Below are 19,082 nucleotides of genomic sequence, written 5' to 3'. Positions count from 1 at the left end.
TGGCTCAGACGAGTTTCGCGTCCATGGTGATCTCGGCGCCCTTGAGGACCTTCGACACCGGGCAGCCGGTCTTGGTGGCCTCGGCAGCCTTGCGGAACTGCTCCTCGGAGGCACCCGAGACCTTCGCGGTCACGTCGAGGTGGATCTTGGTGATCTCGAACCCTTCGCCCACCTGCTCGAGCGACACGGTGGATTGGACATCGATGTCGTCGGCCGTCAGCTCGTCCTTGCCCAGTTCGAGCGACAGCGCCATCGCGTAACAGGCCGCATGCGCCGCGCCAATCAGCTCCTCGGGATTGGTGCCGGGGCCGCCTTCGAAGCGGGCGTTGAAGCCATAGGCCTGATCCTTCAGGACACCGGTCTGCGTCGAGATCTCGCCGCCGCCTTCCTTGATGCCACCGCTCCAATGCGCCTTGCCATGTTTCTTGATCATCGGTCTCTCCATTTCGTGGCGCCCCGGTCACGGGGCTCTGAGGGCAACGCCCGCCGACCCGCCCCGTTCCCCCGTCAAACTTGACCGCGACAGGGTTTCGACATAAGGCACGCCCAAGTCGAACGACCCGGCAATCCGGCCGGGCGGGCCGCGCCTGCTCCTGCGGCCAATCGGTGCCGCAGTCTCGAAAGGCTCACATGACTCAATTCTCCGACCTCAATCTCGATCCCAAGGTGCTCAAGGCCATCGCCGAAGCCGGCTATGAGACGCCGACGCCGATCCAGGCGGGCGCCATTCCGCCCGCTCTCGAAGGCCGTGACGTGCTCGGCATCGCCCAGACCGGCACCGGCAAGACCGCGAGCTTCGTGCTGCCGATGATCACGCTTCTGGGCCGCGGTCGCGCCCGCGCCCGGATGCCGCGCAGCCTTGTGCTCTGCCCCACCCGCGAACTGGCGGCACAGGTGGCCGAGAACTTCGACACCTATGCCAAGCACACCAAGCTCACAAAGGCGCTGCTGATCGGCGGCGTCTCGTTCAAGGAGCAGGACACGCTGATCGACAAGGGCGTCGACGTGCTGATCGCCACGCCGGGCCGACTGCTCGACCATTTCGAGCGCGGTAAGCTTCTGCTTACCGGCGTGCAGATCATGGTCGTGGACGAGGCCGATCGCATGCTCGACATGGGCTTCATTCCCGACATCGAGCGGATCTTCGGCCTGACGCCCTTCACCCGCCAGACGCTGTTCTTCTCGGCCACCATGGCGCCAGAGATCGAGCGGATCACCAACACCTTCCTGTCGAACCCCGAGAAGATCGAGGTGGCCCGCGCCGCCACGACGGGCGAGAACATCAAACAGGGCGTGGTCATGTTCCGCGCCTCGCGCAAGGACAAGGAAGCCGCGGAGAAGCGGGACCTTCTGCGCGCGCTGATCGACGCCGAGGGCGAGGCCTGCACCAACGCGATCATCTTCTGCAACCGCAAGATGGACGTGGACGTGGTGGCCAAGAGCCTCAAGAAGCACGGATATGACGCGGAGCCGATCCACGGCGATCTCGACCAGAGTCAGCGCACGCGGACCCTCGACGGGTTCCGTGCAGGCAACGTGAAGATCCTCGTGGCCTCAGACGTCGCCGCGCGCGGCCTCGACGTGCCCTCGGTCAGCCACGTCTTCAACTTCGACGTGCCCAGCCATGCCGAGGATTACGTGCACCGGATCGGTCGCACCGGCCGGGCCGGGCGCAAGGGCTCCGCCATCATGATCTGCAATCCGCGCGACGAGAAGAACCTCGAGGACGTGGAGCGGCTCGTGCAGAACCCGATCCCGCGCCTCGACGATCCGCGCGGAGCCAAGGCTCCCGCCGCGGCGGCCCCGGCGACCGAGACCGCCACCGAGGAAGAGCGTCCACGCCGCTCCCGCACGCGCAGCCGGTCGCGCAGTCGCGACGAGGCCAAGCCCGAGGCTTTCGCCGATGCCGTCGCGACCGAGACCCCCAAGGTCGAGGCCCGGCCCAAGCAGAAGGCCGACGTCGAACCTGCGTCGAAAGCCGCGTCTGAGCCCGAACCCCGCGTCGAGGCCAAGCCGGCCCCGGACCCGGACCCTGTGCTCGAAGCCGCCCGTGAACAGGCTCCGGCCGAACCTCGCCGCACCGAGCCGCGTGGCAATGAGCGTGACCGCAATCGTGGTGGCCGGGATCGGCGGCGTCACGATCAGCGCGACGAGGAGGTCGTCGGCATGGGCGAGGACACCCCCGCCTTCATCGCCAAGAGCTTTGAGGAACGGCGCGCGGGCTGATGCGTACCTCGGCGTTCCTCACGCTTGCGCTGTTGCTTTCGGCCCTGCCCGCGCAGGCCGAGGAGCAACGCTGCACAGCGACTGTCAATGGCCGCGAGACCGTTGTCACATATGACGATGCCATCGCCTTCGACACCAAGCTCGGCACGCGCGAAAGGCTGTCGCGCTGGCCGGGCAAGGTCTGGAACAAGACCTGGGGCACGCCGCCCGCCTGCGACAGCCGGGTGCTCTATACCTATCTCTCGGTCGAACTGCCGCCCGAGGAGACCGAGGGCTATTGCCTCGATCCCGATCCCGACGACGAGGGTTGGCTCCTCGTGCCCGGCGAACGTGGCGCCACCGCGCAGTGCAGCGTCACCACCTGCGACCGTGTGAACGCAGCAGCCGACGGCGCGATCGACACCGGTGCGGCGCTGGCCGGGCTGGTCCTGACGCCGCCGCCCACCCCCGCCGAGGCCGTGGCCAAGCCGGAACGCCTGCTGCACAGCTCGGGCGCGTTGGTGCTTAAGGGCACGGCGGAATGGCTGGCGACCAGCATCGGCACTACGGCGCCCGGCGTCACGGCGGCGCTGACCGGCCCCGTGGCCATCGGGGCCGCCGCGGCCTCGGTCGTGGTCATCGGTAGCGCGGTCTATGTCTGCAGCGGTTGATCAACGAGACCAAGAGTAGCTTGAACACAAAAAGGGGAGCCGATGGCTCCCCTTTTTTTCATGCTTTATCGTTCGACAATGACGGGTCGGGGCATACCGCCCCGACTCGCCGCCGGTCTGATCAGCTCAGGCGGCTCACCACCACATTCACCTCGGGCTTCTTGCCGGTCTCGGCCTGCGTGGTCGAGCGCGCGATCCGCTTCAATTCGCGGTCAAGCTTGTCCTCGTCGCGCATCATCCGGCGGCCGGCCTTGTTCACAAAGGCGGCCAGATCAGATTCCAGCGTCTCGACCAGCTTGGCCCTGGAACGTCCCGTCTCGGGCAGGCCCATGATCTCGCACCACGGATCGCCCAAGGGCTCGTCATTCTCGTCCACGATCATCGTCACCGTGACATGGCCATTGAGCGCCATGCGGATCCGGTCGCGCACGATACCGTCCATCGCGCCGATCATCACGGACCCGTCGAGATAGCTGCGGCCGGTGTCGACATATTCGGCCACCTTGGGCGCGTTGCCCGACAGGTCCAGCATCATGCCATTGACCGCGACGATGCCCGGCAGGCCCCGCTCGAGACCGAGTTTCACATGCTCGCGCAGGTGGCGGTGTTCGCCATGCATCGGCACGAGGAACTGCGGACGCACGATGTCGTGCAAAAGCTGCAGGTCGGGCCGGTTGGCGTGGCCCGAGACGTGGAACAGGCCATGCGTGTCCTCGATCACGTCCACGCCCTTCTCGGAGAGCTGGTTCATGATCTTGATGACGCCGCGCTCATTGCCCGGGATGGTGCGCGAGGAGAACAGGAAGCTGTCACCCTCCTGCAGCTTCAGGCCGAGATAGGAGCCCTGTGCCAGCTGCGCACTGGCCGCGCGGCGCTCGCCCTGGCTGCCGGTAACGAGGAGCAGCAGCTTTTCGCGCGGGATCGACGCGGCCTCTTCGGGGCCCACGGTCTTGGGAAAACCGTGCAGCAGGCCGCATTCGGTCGCCGTCTCGACCATGCGGCGCATGGCGCGGCCCAGCAGGCAGACGGTGCGCCCGGCCCGGTCGGCGGCGATGGCGATGGTCTTGAGGCGCGCCACGTTCGAGGCGAAGGTCGTGGCAACGACCATGCCCGGCTGCGCCGCGATCAGCTTTTCGATCTCGGGCGCGAGTGTCGCTTCCGAGCGGCCCGGCTGCGGCGAGAACACGTTGGTCGAGTCGCAGATCAGCGCCTTGACGCCGCCCTTGGACACCTCGGCCCAGAGATCGGGGTTGAACGGCTCGCCCACCACCGGGGTGTGATCGACCTTGAAGTCGCCCGAATGCAGCACGCGGCCCTCGGGGCTGTCGATCACGAGACCCGAGCTTTCGGGGATCGAGTGGCTGATCGGCACGAAACCGACCTTGAAGGGGCCTGCGTCGACCGTGGCGGGCCAAGGCTCGACCACGTTGAGGATGCTGTCGGGCGCGCCGTGCTCGTCGAGCTTGTGGCGCGCAATCGCGGCGGTGAACTTGCGCGCGTGGATGGTCGCGCCGAGGCGTTTCCAGAAATGGCCGACCGCGCCGACATGGTCCTCATGGGCGTGGGTGATGAAGATCGCCTCGATGCGATCCTTGCGCGCCTCGAGCCACGAGATGTCGGGCATGATGAGATCGACGCCCGGCGTCGTGTCCATGTCGGGGAAGGTCACGCCGAGATCGACGACGATCAGCCGTTCCTGCCCCGGTTTGCCATAGCCGTAGACATAGGCGTTCATGCCGATCTCGCCGGCGCCGCCGAGAGGAAGGTAGATCAGTCTTTCGCCGCTCATGCGGTCTCCTTGTTGTATCTGTGGATGACGGTCAGCCCGTGCATCGTGAGGTCGTCTTCGATGTCGTCAAAGAGCATGTCGCCCTGCGCGAAGAGGGGCGCAAGCCCCCCGGTTCCGATGATCCGCATCGGGCGCTCGCGCTCCGCCCTGATCCGGTCGCATATGCCTCGCACCAAGCCCACATAGCCCCAGAAGATGCCAGATTGCATGCAGGCGACGGTGTTGGTGCCGATTACTTTCTCGGGCTTGCTCACATCGACATGCGGCAGTGCCGCCGCCGCCTGGTGCAATGCCTCAAGGCTCAGGTTCACGCCGGGTGAGATGACGCCGCCGACATAGGCCCCGTCGCGCCCGACCACGTCGAAAGTTGTCGCCGTGCCGAAATCGACCACCACGAGATCGCCGCCATGCCGGTCCCATGCACCCGCCGTGTTGACCAGTCGGTCGGGGCCCACCTGCGTACCAGCGTCGACGCGCGGCGCGACCGGCAGGCGGCATTCGGGCTTGCCCACCACGAGGGGGCGGCAGCCGAAGTAGCGATCCGCCAGAACGCGTAGGTTGAACACCACACGAGGCACGGTCGACGAGATGATCATCTCGTCGATCTGCGCCTCGATGCCGCCGATCTTCATCAGGGTCGAGAGCCAGACGAAATACTGGTCCGCCGTGCGCTGCCATTCGGTCGAGGTGCGCCAGGTCGCGAGGAATCGCTCCCCGTCCCAGATCGAGAACACGGTGTTGGTGTTACCGCAATCGATGGCCAGAAGCATCGTCGCCCCTTCTAGAAGAACACGTCGGCGGCGCTGATCGCGCGCAGGCCCTTGGGCGTGCGCAGCATCAGGTTGCCGGCCTCGTCCACGGTCTCGAACACGCCCGTGATCTCGTCGGTGCCGGTGCGGGCGGTGATCACCTCGCCCAGCCGGGCGGCGTGGCGCAGCCAGTCCTCGCGGATGCGGGCGAAGCCGAAGGCGTCCAGTTTGCCCTCTTCAGTGGCATAGGCGTTGGCCAGATGGGTCAGGAAGTCCTCCGGGTCAACTACCGGCCCGCCATCATCGGCGACCGCCACGGGTGGGAAAGACGCATCGCGCACGCCCTCGGGCCGGATGGCGAGGTTCACGCCGATGCCGATCGAGAGCCAGTCGACATAGGGTCCCTGCCCCGCGCTCTCCAGCAGGATGCCCGCGACCTTGCCACCATCGAGGAGCACGTCGTTCGGCCATTTCAGGGACAGCCGGGTCCGGTCGACATGGATCGCCAATGTCTCGAACAACGCGATGGCGGCGAGGAAGCTGCGCCGCGCGGCTTCGGTCGGCGTCGCCTCGGGTTTGAAGACCAGGGTGACCGCGAGGTTGCCGGACTCGCTGGTCCAGTCGCGGCCCCGCCGGCCCCGGCCCGCAGTCTGCTCATGCGCCATGATCCATGTAGGCCCGGCAAGGCCAGAGGCCGCGCGTCGCGCGGCCTCGGCCATGGTGCTGTCGACGGTGTCGAGAACGACCCGCTCCCACCCCTCGGGCCAGAGCCCGTGGGAGGCGGCGTCAGTTGACAAGGGTCGCCGCCGCGGCCGCGGCCAGAGGCTCGATGCCGAAGAGATTGATCACGCCGAACACCATCACGGCGGCCGAGGCCATCAGCACACCCCACAGGAGCGGCGAAGTGCCGGTATCGAGCGCCTCGCGCTCTTCGCCGAAATACATGTAGTAGACGATGCGCAGGTAGTAGAACGCGCCGATCACCGAGGCGATGACCCCGAGGATCGCGAGCCAGGTCAGACCGCCCTCATAGGCCGCTCGCAGCACGTAGAGCTTGCCGAAGAAGCCGACCATCGGCGGCACGCCGGCAAGGCTGAACAGCAGCACCAGCATGGCGAGCGCCCGCATCGGCGCATAGCGCGAATACATGTGCAGCGAATTGATGTCAGTGACGGGTCGCCCGTCGCGCTCCATCGACAGGATGAAGGCGAAGGTGCCGATGTTCATGGTGACGTAGATCGCCATGTAGATCAGCATCGCCTGCACGCCGAAGGCGGTGCCCGAGGCGAGGCCCATCAGCGCGAAGCCCATATGGGCGATCGAGGAGTAGGCCATCAGGCGCTTGATGTTGGTCTGGCCGATCGCGGCGATGCCGCCCCAGAACACCGAGACCACCGACAGGAAGGCGATGATCTGTTGCCAGTCGCCGACGATGCCACCAAAGCCGTCGAAAACGACCCGTGCAAAGAGCGCGATGGCGGCCATCTTCGGCGCGGTCGCCATGAAGGCCGTGACCGGTGTCGGCGCGCCTTCATAGACGTCGGGCGTCCACATGTGGAACGGCGCCGCCGAAACCTTGAAGGCGAAGCCGACCATCAGGAAGACGAGGCCGAAGATAAGCCCGAGCGGAACGTCGATCGCGGTGGCGAGGAAGATGCCCTCGAACTGCGTGGTGCCGGCAAAACCATAGACCAGCGAGGCGCCATAGAGCATCAGGCCCGAGCTAAGCGCGCCCAGCACGAAGTACTTAAGACCGGCTTCGGTCGACTTCTCGCTGTCGCGGCGCAGTGAGGCGACGACATACATGGCGAGCGACTGCAGCTCGATGCCCATATAGAGAACCATGAGGTCGTTGGCCGAGACCATCACCATCATGCCAACCACGGCCAAAGTGACGAGAACCGGGTACTCGAAGCGCAACAGGTTGCGGCGCGCGAGGTATTCCTGGCTCATCACCAGCACGATCGCCGCCGAGAGCAGGATCGTCACCTTGGAGAAGCGGGCGAAGCCGTCATCGATGAAGCTGTTGAGGAAGGCCGGGTCGGTGCCCTCGCGTGTGGCGATCAGGAAGGCCACGAGGCCGAACATCGCCGCCGTCGCCCAGATCAGGATGCCGGCGGACTTGTCCTTGGTGGTGTAGACGCCCGCCATGAGCGCGACCATCGCGTAGACCGCAAGGATCACCTCGGGCAGGACGGTCTGGAGATCGAGTGAGAACATGTGTCCTGGTCCTTAGTGCTGTGCCGGGGTCGCGGCGGTCGCCGAGGCGATGGCATTCTCGGAGCCATGCGCCGCGACCGCGACCTCGACCTGATCCACGAGACGGGCGACGCTCGGGCCGGTGATGTCGGTGACGAGGCTCGGATAGACGCCGAGCAGGATCGTCATCACGACGAGCGGCGCGAAGATCCATTTCTCGCGGGCGGTCATGTCGGTGATCGACTTGAGGCTCTCCTTGATCAGGTCGCCCATGACGACCCGGCGGTAGAGAAAGAGCGCGTAGGCGGCCGAGAAGATGACGCCCGTGGTGGCGACGGCGGCAACCCAGGTGTTGGCCTGGAACATGCCCATCAGCGTCAGGAATTCACCGACGAAGCCCGAAGTGCCCGGCAGGCCGACATTGGCCATGGTGAACAGCAGGAACACTGCGGCATAGGCCGGCATCCGGTTCACGAGGCCGCCGTAAGCGTCGATCTCGCGGGTGTGCATCCGGTCGTAGATCACACCGACGCCAAGGAACAGCGCGCCAGAGATGAAGCCGTGGCTGATCATCTGGAACACCGCGCCATCAAGGCCCTGCTGATTGAGCGCGAAGATGCCGGCGGTGACGAACCCCATATGCGCGACCGAGGAATAGGCGATCAGCTTCTTGATGTCTTTTTGCACCAGCGCCACGAGCGAGGTGTAGACGATCGCGATGGCCGACAGCCACAGCACCAGCGGCGCCCAGATCTCGGAAGCGACCGGGAACATCGGCAGCGAGAAGCGCAGGAAACCGTAGCCACCCATCTTCAGCAGGATCGCGGCGAGGACGACCGAACCGGCAGTCGGCGCCTGAACGTGTGCGTCAGGCAGCCAAGTGTGAACCGGCCACATCGGCATCTTCACCGCAAAGGAGGCGAAGAAGGCGAACCAGAGAAGCGTCTGCACGCCGCCCAAGATCTGCACCCCGAGGATCGGGAAGCTCTCGGCCGAGAAGTTGTAGGCCATCAGCGTCGGGATGTCGGTGGTGCCCGCCTGAGCGAACATCGCCACCATCGCCACCAGCATCAGCACCGAGCCGAGGAAGGTGTAGAGGAAGAACTTGAACGAGGCATAGATGCGGTTCTTGCCGCCCCAGATGCCGATGATCAGGAACATCGGGATCAGGCCCGCCTCGAAGAAAAGATAGAACAGCACGAGGTCCAGCGCTACGAACACGCCGATCATCAGCGTCTCGAGCACCAGAAAGGCGATCATGTATTCCTTGACCCGGTGCGTCACATCCCAGCAGGCCGCGATGACGAGGGGCATCAGGAAGGTGGTAAGCATCACGAACAGCAGCGAGATGCCGTCGACGCCCATCTTGTAGCGCATGCCGAGGAGCCACTGGCGATCTTCGACGAACTGGAAGCCCGCCGCGTCCGTCTTGAAGCCTGCGAGAATGAACAGCGACACTGCGAAGGTGAAGACCGTGGTGGCGAGCGCCACCCATTTGGCGTTGCGCTGCGCGGCCGCGTCGTCACCGCGCAGGAACAGCGCGAGGATGCCGGCGCCCAAAAGCGGGATGAAGGTGGTCAGAGAGAGAAGGTTGCCCATCTGTTATTCGGCCCCCCCGGCCAAGGTCATCCAGGTCAGGATCAGGGCAAGGCCCAGAACCATCGCGAAGGCGTAGGTAAAGACGTATCCGTTCTGCGCGCGGCCAGCGAGGCGAGTGAAGAAGGGCACGATGCCCATCGCCACGCCGTTGATGCCGCCGTCGATGACGTTGCCGTCGCCGCGGGTCCACAGGAACCGCCCGATGGCCTGAGCCGGGCGCACGAAGAGAAAGTCGTAGAGCTCGTCGAAGTACCACTTGTTGAGCAGGAAGTTGTAGAGCGGACGCTGGTTGCGCACGAGGGCGGCGGGCAGCTCCGGCCGACGGATATACATCAGCCAGGCAAGGCTCAGGCCAATCAGCATGGCGACGAAGGGGCTGACCTTGACCCAGACGGGGGCGTGATGCGCCTCGTCGATCACGTCGTTGCCCGGCGCCATGTAGATCGCTCCCATGCCCGGAGGCGCTACGGCCACATCGACGGCGGTCGGCACATGCGCCTCCTCGCCCATATCGGCATGCTCGCCCTCGGTCAGCGTGTCCTCGATCACCGCCTCGGCGGCATGTTCGAGATCGCCCTCGGCAAGCGAAGCGACCGCATCGACCGGCCCATGGCCTGCGGCCTCAGCCTCGGCGCCATGTTCGGCCACCGTCACGGGCATGCCGAAGAAGCGCTGCATCCGGGCCTCGTCGCCGAAGAAGGGCGCGTACCACAGCATGCCGGCGAAGATCGCGCCGAGGCTGAGCACGCCCAGCGGCACCAGCATGACGCCGGGGCTTTCATGCGCGTGGTCGTGGGTGTGGTGATCGCCGCGCGGCTTGCCGAAGAAGGTCATGAACATCAGGCGCCACGAGTAGAAGCTCGTCATCGCGGCGGCGAGTACCAGAAGCCAGAAGGCATAGGGCGTGGCCCCCGCATAGGCGCTTTCGATGATGGCGTCCTTGGACAGGAAGCCCGCGAAGCCGATCGAGGTAAGAGGAATGCCGACGCCGGTGATCGCGAGGGTACCGATCATCATCGCCCAGTAGGTATAGGGGATCTTCTTTCGCAGACCGCCATAGTTCCGCATGTCCTGCTCGTGGTGCATCGCATGGATGACCGAGCCGGCCCCGAGGAACAGCAGCGCCTTGAAGAAGGCGTGGGTGAACAGGTGGAACATCGCCACCGAGTAGACGCCCGAACCCGCGGCCACGAACATGTAGCCCAGCTGCGAACAGGTCGAATAGGCGATCACGCGCTTGATGTCGTTCTGCACGAGACCAACGGTCGCCGCATAGAAGGCGGTGGTGGCGCCGAGGAAAACGATGATCGATTTGGCGTCGGGCGCGAATTCGAGGATCGGCGACATGCGGCAGACGAGGAAGACGCCCGCCGTCACCATGGTCGCGGCGTGGATCAGGGCCGACACCGGGGTCGGGCCTTCCATCGCGTCGGGCAGCCAGGTGTGCAGCAGGAGCTGCGCCGACTTGCCCATTGCGCCGATGAAGAGCAGCACCGACACGATCTCGACGGCGCGGAACTCCAGACCGAGGAATTCGAGCTGCATGCGCGCGATCTGCGGCGCCGCGCCGAAGATGTCAGAGAAGTTGATCGAGTCCGCGAGGAAGAACAGCGCGAAGATGCCGAGCGCGAAGCCGAAATCGCCAACGCGGTTGACGATGAAAGCCTTCATCGCGGCGGCGTTGGCCGACGGCTTGCGGTAGTAAAATCCGATGAGCAGGTAGGAGGCGACGCCCACCCCTTCCCAGCCGAAGAACATCTGCACGAGGTTGTCGGCGGTGACCAGCGACAGCATCGCGAAGGTGAAGAACGACAGATAGGCGAAAAAGCGCGGGCGATAGCTTTCGCCTGGGCGGAAGTTCTCGTCATGCGCCATGTAGCCGAAGCTGTAGAGATGCACGAGGAAGGAGACTGTGGTGATCACGATCAGCATGATCGCGGTCAGACGGTCGAGCCGAATAGCCCAGTCCGTGGCAAGGCTGCCGCTCTCGATCCAGCGCAGGATCTGAATCTGCTCCATCTGGCCGTCGAAGCCTAGGAACACGATCCACGACAGCAGACAGGCGAGGCCGACCAGCGAGGTGGCGACCCATTGCGCGCCCGCCTCCGAAATCAGCCGCCAGCCGAAGCCCGCGATCAATGCGCCGACGAGCGGCGCGAAGAGGATGATCGTTTCCATGAGCGCCTCAGCCTTTCATCACGTTGACGTCTTCGACGTCGATGGTGCCGCGGATCCGGAAGAAGCAGACGAGGATGGCGAGGCCGATCGCGGCCTCCGCGGCCGCGACGGTCAGCACGAAGAGCGTGAAGACCTGCCCCACCAGATCGCCCAGATAGGCCGAGAAGGCGACGAAATTGATGTTCACCGCGAGCAGCATCAGTTCGATCGACATCAGGATGATGATGACGTTCTTGCGGTTCAGGAACAGCCCGAAGATGCCGATGACGAACAGCGCCGCCGCGACGGTGAGATAATGTTCGAGCCCTATCGGGGCTTCAGCGAGATAAGCGTCCATCAGTGTCCCTCCGGGCTTTTGCCCGTTCGCGGTCTATCAGAGGCCCTGGCCGGGCTTCACGTCCTTGAGTTCCAGCGCCTTAGCCGGATCGCGGTACATCTGCGCCAGGATGTCCTGACGCTTCACATCCTTGCGGTGCCGCATCGTCAGCACGATCGCGCCGATCATCGCCACCAGCAGCACGAGGCCGGCGAGCTGGAACAGCAGGATGTAGCGATCATAGATCAGCAGGCCCAGAAGCTGCGTGTTCTCGATATCGAAGACGAAGGGCGCGGCGAGGCGCTCGTCATAGCCTTCGGAGTAATCCCAGACGCCGAAGGCCAGAGCCAGCTGCATCAGAAGGACGACGCCGATCAGCAGCGCCAGCGGCATGTATCGGGCCATTTCGGCCTTGAGCTCGGCGAAATCGACGTCGAGCATCATCACCACGAAGAGGAACAGCACCGCGACGGCGCCGACATAGACGATGACCAGAAGCAGCGCCACGAACTCGGCGCCGACCAGCACGAACAGGCCCGCCGAGCTCAGGAAAGCGAGGATCAGCCAGAGCACCGAGTGCACCGGGTTGCGCGCGATCACGGTGAACAGACCGCCCACCACGGTCGAAATCGCGAAGAGGTAGAAGATGATGGCGGCGGCGGTCATCGTGCAGTGTCCTTTCCGGTGTCCTCGTCCATGGCTTCGGTGGCAAGTTCCATCGCCTTGGTCATCGCGGGCACGCCGCCGAACATGCCCGCCTGGGCGATGGTCTCGGCGATCTCCTGTTTCGTGGCGCCCGCCTCGCGCGCATGGCGCACGGTGAGGCGAAGCTGGCTCTCGGCCTGCGCGCCGAGGATGGTCAGACCGGTCAGCGTGAGCAACAGCCGCGTCTTGGCGTCGAGCCCTTCGGGATTGAGGGTGCGTCCCATGAACGCCTCCATCATCTCCTTGGGCATGGTCGGCCAGAGCTGCTCAAAGCCCTTCGGCGTGAAGCTCTCGAGCGCGGGATTCATCTTCCGGGCCCAGTCCTGGCCCATCTTCATCATCTGCGCGAAGGGATTCTGATCGGTCATGGCCCTATCCTGTTCAGCGATACGGCGCGTCGAGCTCGAGGTTGCGGGCGATCTCGGCTTCCCAACGGTCGCCATTCGCCAGCAGCTTGGCCTTGTCGTAGTAGAGCTCCTCGCGGGTCTCGGTGGAATACTCGAAGTTCGGCCCCTCGACGATCGCGTCCACCGGGCAAGCCTCCTGACAAAAACCGCAATAGATGCATTTGGTCATGTCGATGTCGTAGCGCGTGGTGCGGCGCGAGCCGTCCTCGCGCGGTTCGGCATCGATGGTGATCGCCTGCGCAGGGCAGACCGCCTCGCACAGCTTGCAGGCGATGCAGCGTTCTTCGCCCGACGGGTAGCGACGCAGCGCATGTTCGCCGCGGAAACGCGCCGAGAGCGGGCCCTTTTCGTGCGGATAGTTCACGGTCGCCTTGGGCGCGAAGAAATACTTCAGCCCCAACTTCATGCCCTTGGCGAAATCCTGCAGCAGGAAATACTTGGCGGCGCGGGTATAGTCGATCTGCGTCATGCTCAGACTCCCAGGGTCCAGCGGGCCCAGAACCCACCGAGGACCTCGAATTTCGCGAGGAACGCCACGATCACGACCCAGGCGAGCGACATCGGCAGGAACACCTTCCAGCCCAGACGCATCAGCTGGTCGTAGCGGTAGCGCGGGGTGATCGCCTTCACCATCGCAAAGATGAAGAAGACGAAGATCATCTTGAGAGCCATCCACAGGATGCCGTCGGGCAGGCCGGGGATGGGCGACAGCCAGCCGCCGAAGAACATCAGCGACACCAGAGCGCACATCAGCACGATGGCCACGTATTCGCCGATCATGAACAGCAGGAACGGCGTCGAGGAATATTCCACCTGATAACCGGCCACCAGTTCGGACTCGGCCTCGGGCAGGTCGAAGGGCGGGCGGTTGGTCTCGGCCATGGCCGAGATCAGAAACAGGAACAGCATCGGGAAATGCGGGATCCAGTACCAGTTCAGCAGACCGAAATCGCCATCCTGCGCGGCCACGATGGCGCCGAAGTTCATGCTGCCGGTCGAGATAACGATGCCGATGATGATCAGGCCGAGCGAGACCTCATAGGAGATCATCTGCGCGGCCGAGCGCAGCGAGCCGAGGAAGGGGTATTTCGAGTTCGAGGCCCAACCACCCATGATCACGCCGTAGACCTCGAGCGAGGAGACCGCGAAGACGTAGAGCAGCGCCACGTTGAGATCCGCCAGCACCCATCCATCGGCGAAGGGGATCACGGCCCATGCGATGACGGCCATGACGAAGGAGATCATCGGCGCGAGGAAGAACACGGGGCGGTCCGCCCCGGCGGGCACGACCACTTCCTTGACGATGTATTTCAGAAAGTCGGCGAAGCTCTGCATCAGCCCGAAGGGGCCGACTACGTTGGGCCCGCGCCGCTGCTGAACCGCCGCCCAGACCTTGCGGTCCACGAGCAGCAGGAACGCCAATGCCACCAGCAGCGGCACGATCAGCAGGAGCGATTGCCCAAGGATCAGCAGCACGGCGCCGATGCTGGTTTCGGTGAAGAATTCGACCATGGTGCTTCCCTCAGACCGTCGGGATGCCGTTCAGACCGCAGTTCTGGACGGTGACTTCGGCATCGATCGTGCGTAGCCCTTCAGGCAGGGCCGGCGAGATGGTGTAAACAGCATCGGCGCGCCAGTTTCCAGCCGATTCATCGAGTTGCGTACGGACATGGCGCGCGAAGCCGAAGCCGCGGATCAACGCATATTGCGCCGCCGCGCATTCGGCGTAGGCGATCACGTCCTCGGCCCTAGCGCCGCCGCTCATCGCGACGTGAAAGTTCACGAGATCACCATCGAGCAGGCGCGTCTCGACGCCGTCATGCTTGGGCGCGCCTGCCCCGCCCCGCCCCGCCGAGGCATCCACCTCGGCGCAGCCGGCCACGAGGGCCGCCAGGGATATCGGGAGGGCGGCGCGCATCCTCACTCGGCCGCGATCTTCTGCTGCCGACGCGCGCGGGCCTTGCCCGCAAGCTCGCCCATCAGCTCGCTGGCGCGGGCGACGGGGTTGGTGAGGTAATGCTCGGCGACAATGCTTTCGAAATCGCCAAGGCTCTCGTCCATGGAGGCCAGCGTCAGCGGCTGCCACTCATTCTCGGCCACCTCGTCGAGACGGGCGAGGTGCGGATGCGCCGCGACCATGGCCTGACGCAACTGCGCGAGGCTGTTCCACGGTTGCACCGCGTCCATCTCGGCCGAGAGCGCGCGCAGGATGGCCCAGTTTTCCTTGGCCTGCCCCGGCGCGAAGCTCGCGCGCAGCGCCAGTTGCGGGCGCCCTTCGGTGTTGACGAAAAGGCCCTGCTCCTCGACCCAAGCCGCGCCCGGCAGGATCAGGTCGGCGCGATGCGCGCCCCGGTCGCCATGGCTGCCCTGATAGATCACGAAGGGGCCAGAGGGCAGCGCGATCTCGTCAGCGCCCATGTTGTAGATCACCTCGGCCCCTTCGAGCGCGGCTTCGACGCCGCTCTCGCAGGTGGCGCCGACATCCATCGCGCCGACGCGGCTCGCGGCCGAATGCAGAACCAGCAGCTTGCTCTTAGAACGCGTCGCCAACTCCATGGCATGGGCCAGAGCGGCCTCGCCATCGGCCCCGATCAGCGCGCCCTGCCCCACGACGACGACCGAGTCTTCGTCGAGCACGCGGTCGAAATCATGCTCCAGCAGATCGGCCAGCGCCTTGCGGCCGGTGCCTGCATGGGCCGCGTCATAGGTCAGATCGGCGGCTGCACCGACATGTCCCACATTGGCCCCGGCGAGCCATGCCTTGCGGATGCGGGCGTTGAGCACGGGTGCTTCGATGGCCGGGTTGGTGCCGATCAGCATGATGTGCTTCGCGGTATCGAGATCCTCGATCCGCGCGCTACCGACATAGGCCGATCGGTTGCCCGCGGGCAGCTTCGCGCCGTCGGTACGGCACTCGACGACACCGCCCTGCGCTTCGATCAGTTGCTTGAGCGCGAAGGCCGCCTCGGTCGGGACGAGATCGCCGACGAGGCCGACGGTCTTGCGGCCCTTCATGGCGGCGGCGGCGGCGGCGAGCGCCTCGGGCCATTCGGCTTTGCGCAGCTTGCCGTTCTCGCGGATATAGGGGCTGTCGAGGCGCTGACGCGAGAGGCCGTCCCAGACGAAGCGCGCCTTGTCCGACAGCCATTCCTCGTTCACGCCGTCGTGGTTGCGCGGCAGGATGCGCATCACCTTGCGGCCCTTGGTGTCGACCCGGATCGAGGAGCCGAGCGCGTCCATCACATCGACGGTCTCGGTCTTGGTCAACTCCCAAGGACGGGCGTTGAAGGCGTAGGGCTTGGAGACCAGCGCGCCTACGGGGCACAGGTCGATGATGTTGCCCTGCAGGTTCGAATCGAGCGTCTGGCCAAGATAGGAAGTGATCTCCGCATCTTCGCCGCGCCCGGTCTGGCCCATCTGGGAGATACCGGCCACCTCGGTGGTGAAGCGCACGCAGCGGGTGCACGAGATGCAGCGCGTCATATGCGTCTCGACCAGTGGGCCGAGATCGAGATCCTCGGTCGCCCGCTTGGGTTCGCGGTAGCGCGAGAAGTCGACGCCATAGGCCATCGCCTGATCCTGCAGGTCGCATTCGCCGCCTTGGTCACAAATCGGGCAATCGAGCGGGTGGTTGATGAGCAGGAACTCCATCACCCCCTCGCGGGCCTTCTTGACCATGGGCGAGTTGGTCTTGACCTGCGGCGGTGCGCCCTCGGGCCCGGGGCGCAGATCCTTGACCTGCATGGCGCAGGATGCCGCCGGTTTCGGCGGGCCGCCCACGACCTCGACGAGGCACATGCGGCAATTGCCGGCAATGGTCAGCCTCTCGTGATAGCAGAAACGGGGGATTTCGATCCCCGCGGTCTCGCAGGCCTGGATGAGCGTCATCGCCCCCGGCACTTCGATGACCTTTCCGTCGATGCTGACTTTGCGCAAATCGGACATGGCAGGCCGCCCCTTTCCTCGCGTCGGACGCATGCCCCCCTGTGGAGGCTGCGATCGAGGGGGGTTCTAGCGCGGCTCGCCCGGTGATGCCAGACGCATCCTCGTGCCGGATCGGGGAAATTTCCCTCCCCAGTCGTTTGCGGGCTGCGGCACGCGCGCGCAGCCCCGCAAGGTTTACTGAAGCAAGGTGCCGATCCGGCTGCCTGCGGCCATCTCGCGGCGGCCCACCTCGCAATAGGTTTCCCATTCGCCCTCGACGCCGCCCTTTTCACGCAGCAGCGCCCGGGCCTCGGCCTCGAGCTTCTTCTTTTCGGCCTTGTCGTCGATGAAGGCGCTGATCTGCGTGCGCGAATAGCCCAGTTCAAGCGCGTGGCTGCGTAGCGAGTTGAGATAACCGATGCCGGTCAGCCAGCGCGAGTCGAGGCTGTCGCATTTGCGGCCGATCTCGTAGGCGATCGCGGTCGAGATCAGCCCGTCGCGGATCTTGGCATTATCGCGCAAGGCCGGCAGCGCCGCCGTGGCCCCGGCGGCGATGGTGAAGCCGAGGATCAGCGCGGCCGTGCGGGCGAAATGGGATTTGGTCATGAGTGGTCTCTCCTATCGGGCCGGTTCGGAGGGCTGCTCATGTCCACCGCCGGCGCTTCTGGCCAAGACCTTGGCCTCGAACGGCCGATATTCAATATCACGCTGTGGAGAGGGTGCGTGGGGCGGCGGATCGCCGCCCGGCGGTCAGGCGTCGTGCCCACCCTCGGCCATCTCGGCCTCCTCGCGCTTCAACTGCGCCGCGCTCTCACCCTTGGCATGGGCGAGGCGCCTTTCCACCCATGGAACGGCGACATAGGAGATGAGCGGCACCGTGAAGGCGGTGGAGATCAGGATCTCCAGCCAGAGTGGCACACCGGGCGCCAGCCACGAGAACAGGTAGCTCGAAATCAAGACCGCCGGATAGACCGCGAGCCAGACGCCGAAGTTCTTCAGCGCCTGGTCGCGCCAGGTCACGCGGCCCCGAATGCGGCCGCCTTCGCTCACTGAGCCGCGACCGCCGCCGCAACGCCGCGACCGCGGATGCGGTCCTCGATCTCGTCGCGGAAATTGCGGATCAGGCCCTGGATCGGCCATGCGGCCGCGTCGCCAAGCGCACAGATCGTGTGACCCTCGACCTGCTTGGTCACGTCAAGCAGCATCTCGATCTCCTCGATCGCCGCGTCACCGCGCACCATCCGCTCGAGCACTCGCATCATCCAGCCGGTCCCTTCGCGGCAGGGCGTGCACTGCCCACAGCTTTCGTGCTTGTAGAACTTCGACAGCCGCCAGATCGCCTTCACCATGTCGGTCGACTGATCCATGACGATGACGGCCGCGGTGCCAAGGCCAGAGCGCTGCTCGCGCAGCCAGTCGAAATCCATGATCGCGTCTTCCATGGTCTCTGCGCGCAGCACCGGCACCGAGGAGCCGCCCGGTATTACCCCCTTGAGGTTCTTCCAGCCGCCGCGGATGCCGCCGCAATGCTTGTCGATCAGCTCCTTGAAGGAGATCGACATCTCTTCCTCGACGACACAGGGCTTGTTGACGTGGCCCGAGATCGCGAAAAGCTTGGTCCCGGTGTTGTTCGGACGCCCGAAGCCGGCGAACCATTCCGGCCCCCGACGCAGGATCGTCGGCGCGACGGCGATGGATTCGACGTTGTTCACCGTGGTCGGGCAGCCGTAGAGCCCTGCGCCCGCCGGGAAGGGCGGCTTCATCCGGGGCATGCCCTTCTTGCCTTCAAGGCTTTCGAGCAGCGCGGTTTCCTCGCCGCAGATGTAAGCGCCCGCGCCATGATGCAGGTAGAGGTCGAAATCCCAGCCCGAACCGGCGGCGTTGCGGCCCAGAAGGCCCGCGCCATAGCATTCGTCGATCGCCTGCTGCAGCGCCTCGCGCTCGCGGATGTATTCGCCCCGCAGATAGATATAGCTCGCATGCGCGTTCATCGCGAAGGAAGCGATCAGGCAGCCCTCGATCAGGGTATGCGGATCATGGCGCATGATCTCGCGGTCCTTGCAGGTGCCGGGTTCGGATTCGTCGGCGTTGACCACGAGATAGGACGGACGACCGTCGCTCTCCTTGGGCATGAAGGACCATTTCAGGCCGGTCGGAAAACCCGCGCCGCCGCGGCCGCGCAGCCCCGACGCCTTCATCTGTTCGACGATCCAGTCGCGGCCCTTCTTGATGATGTCGCCGGTGCCGTCCCAATGGCCACGGGATTGCGCGCCCTTCAGCGTGCGGTCGTGCATCCCGTAGATGTTGGTGAAAATGCGGTCCTGATCCTTGAGCATCGGC

General features: G+C 65.2%; 19 protein-coding genes. 2 read left to right on the top strand and 17 right to left on the bottom strand.

Features of this window, described 5'->3' with window-relative positions; genetic code table 11:
• Positions 1-4: 4 nt before the first annotated feature.
• Positions 5-433, bottom strand: a complete 429-nt coding sequence (locus ACJASC_RS06725) for an OsmC family peroxiredoxin (protein WP_415144616.1) — start codon at positions 431-433, stop codon at positions 5-7.
• Positions 434-630: 197 nt separating this feature from the next.
• Between ACJASC_RS06725 and ACJASC_RS06720 the strand changes: the two genes are divergently transcribed.
• Together ACJASC_RS06720 and ACJASC_RS06715 are read left to right on the top strand one after the other, a co-directional pair.
• Positions 631-2,226: a DEAD/DEAH box helicase gene (locus ACJASC_RS06720; protein WP_415144614.1), complete on the top strand. Its 1,596-nt coding sequence runs from the start codon at positions 631-633 to the stop codon at positions 2,224-2,226.
• On the top strand, positions 2,226-2,876 hold the full coding sequence (locus ACJASC_RS06715) for a hypothetical protein (protein ID WP_021693280.1): 651 nt from the start codon (positions 2,226-2,228) through the stop codon (positions 2,874-2,876). Before ACJASC_RS06720 ends, ACJASC_RS06715 begins: the two co-directional genes overlap by 1 nt.
• 121 nt (positions 2,877-2,997) lie before the next feature.
• Here the strand turns inward: ACJASC_RS06715 and ACJASC_RS06710 are convergent, their stop codons facing one another.
• The 16 genes from ACJASC_RS06710 to nuoF all read right to left on the bottom strand — a co-directional run bounded on the left by ACJASC_RS06710 (position 2,998) and on the right by nuoF (position 19,078).
• Positions 2,998-4,665: a ribonuclease J gene (locus ACJASC_RS06710; RefSeq protein WP_415144612.1), complete on the bottom strand. Its 1,668-nt coding sequence runs from the start codon at positions 4,663-4,665 to the stop codon at positions 2,998-3,000.
• On the bottom strand, positions 4,662-5,435 hold the full coding sequence (locus ACJASC_RS06705) for a type III pantothenate kinase (RefSeq protein ID WP_415144610.1): 774 nt from the start codon (positions 5,433-5,435) through the stop codon (positions 4,662-4,664). The genes ACJASC_RS06710 and ACJASC_RS06705 overlap by 4 nt, the downstream gene beginning before the upstream one ends.
• Before the next feature lie 11 nt (positions 5,436-5,446).
• Positions 5,447-6,211, bottom strand: a complete 765-nt coding sequence (locus ACJASC_RS06700; protein WP_021693277.1) for a biotin--[acetyl-CoA-carboxylase] ligase — start codon at positions 6,209-6,211, stop codon at positions 5,447-5,449.
• Positions 6,201-7,634 (bottom strand): NADH-quinone oxidoreductase subunit NuoN, encoded by a 1,434-nt coding sequence (gene nuoN, locus ACJASC_RS06695; RefSeq protein ID WP_415144607.1) that lies wholly within the window; start codon positions 7,632-7,634, stop codon positions 6,201-6,203. The genes ACJASC_RS06700 and nuoN overlap by 11 nt, the downstream gene beginning before the upstream one ends.
• Before the next feature lie 12 nt (positions 7,635-7,646).
• Positions 7,647-9,212 (bottom strand): NADH-quinone oxidoreductase subunit M, encoded by a 1,566-nt coding sequence (locus ACJASC_RS06690; RefSeq protein WP_021693275.1) that lies wholly within the window; start codon positions 9,210-9,212, stop codon positions 7,647-7,649.
• 3 nt (positions 9,213-9,215) lie between these two features.
• Positions 9,216-11,390, bottom strand: coding sequence for an NADH-quinone oxidoreductase subunit L (gene nuoL, locus ACJASC_RS06685; protein ID WP_415144605.1), 2,175 nt, complete (start codon positions 11,388-11,390; stop codon positions 9,216-9,218).
• A gap of 7 nt (positions 11,391-11,397) precedes the next feature.
• A complete protein-coding gene (nuoK, locus tag ACJASC_RS06680; RefSeq protein ID WP_021693273.1) occupies positions 11,398-11,727 on the bottom strand; it encodes an NADH-quinone oxidoreductase subunit NuoK in 330 nt (109 codons plus the stop codon).
• 36 nt (positions 11,728-11,763) lie between these two features.
• Positions 11,764-12,372, bottom strand: coding sequence for an NADH-quinone oxidoreductase subunit J (locus tag ACJASC_RS06675; RefSeq protein WP_021693272.1), 609 nt, complete (start codon positions 12,370-12,372; stop codon positions 11,764-11,766).
• Entirely contained in the window at positions 12,369-12,779 is a 411-nt protein-coding gene (locus tag ACJASC_RS06670) for a carboxymuconolactone decarboxylase family protein (RefSeq protein ID WP_415144602.1), read from the bottom strand. Before ACJASC_RS06670 ends, ACJASC_RS06675 begins: the two co-directional genes overlap by 4 nt.
• Before the next feature lie 13 nt (positions 12,780-12,792).
• Positions 12,793-13,287, bottom strand: coding sequence for an NADH-quinone oxidoreductase subunit NuoI (gene nuoI / locus ACJASC_RS06665; protein ID WP_021693270.1), 495 nt, complete (start codon positions 13,285-13,287; stop codon positions 12,793-12,795).
• A 2-nt stretch (positions 13,288-13,289) separates the two neighbouring features.
• Positions 13,290-14,330 (bottom strand): NADH-quinone oxidoreductase subunit NuoH, encoded by a 1,041-nt coding sequence (gene nuoH / locus ACJASC_RS06660; protein WP_415144600.1) that lies wholly within the window; start codon positions 14,328-14,330, stop codon positions 13,290-13,292.
• A 10-nt stretch (positions 14,331-14,340) separates the two neighbouring features.
• Positions 14,341-14,736 (bottom strand): hypothetical protein, encoded by a 396-nt coding sequence (locus ACJASC_RS06655; protein ID WP_415144598.1) that lies wholly within the window; start codon positions 14,734-14,736, stop codon positions 14,341-14,343.
• A gap of 2 nt (positions 14,737-14,738) precedes the next feature.
• A complete protein-coding gene (nuoG, locus tag ACJASC_RS06650) occupies positions 14,739-16,763 on the bottom strand; it encodes an NADH-quinone oxidoreductase subunit NuoG (RefSeq protein WP_415144596.1) in 2,025 nt (674 codons plus the stop codon).
• Between the two features lie 174 nt (positions 16,764-16,937).
• Positions 16,938-17,348, bottom strand: a complete 411-nt coding sequence (locus ACJASC_RS06645; protein ID WP_021693266.1) for a DUF5333 domain-containing protein — start codon at positions 17,346-17,348, stop codon at positions 16,938-16,940.
• Between the two features lie 144 nt (positions 17,349-17,492).
• Positions 17,493-17,762: a hypothetical protein gene (locus tag ACJASC_RS06640; protein ID WP_131505509.1), complete on the bottom strand. Its 270-nt coding sequence runs from the start codon at positions 17,760-17,762 to the stop codon at positions 17,493-17,495.
• A 26-nt stretch (positions 17,763-17,788) separates the two neighbouring features.
• Positions 17,789-19,078 carry an NADH-quinone oxidoreductase subunit NuoF gene (gene nuoF, locus ACJASC_RS06635; RefSeq protein ID WP_415144593.1) on the bottom strand — a complete coding sequence of 430 codons (1,290 nt, stop codon included), beginning with the start codon at positions 19,076-19,078 and terminating at the stop codon, positions 17,789-17,791.
• Positions 19,079-19,082: the final 4 nt, after the last annotated feature.

Origin of the sequence: Limimaricola cinnabarinus, from assembly GCF_047631075.1 — a bacterium.
GTDB classification, from domain to species: Bacteria; Pseudomonadota; Alphaproteobacteria; order Rhodobacterales; family Rhodobacteraceae; genus Limimaricola; species Limimaricola cinnabarinus.
This window is presented reverse-complemented; position numbering and strand designations above follow the sequence as displayed.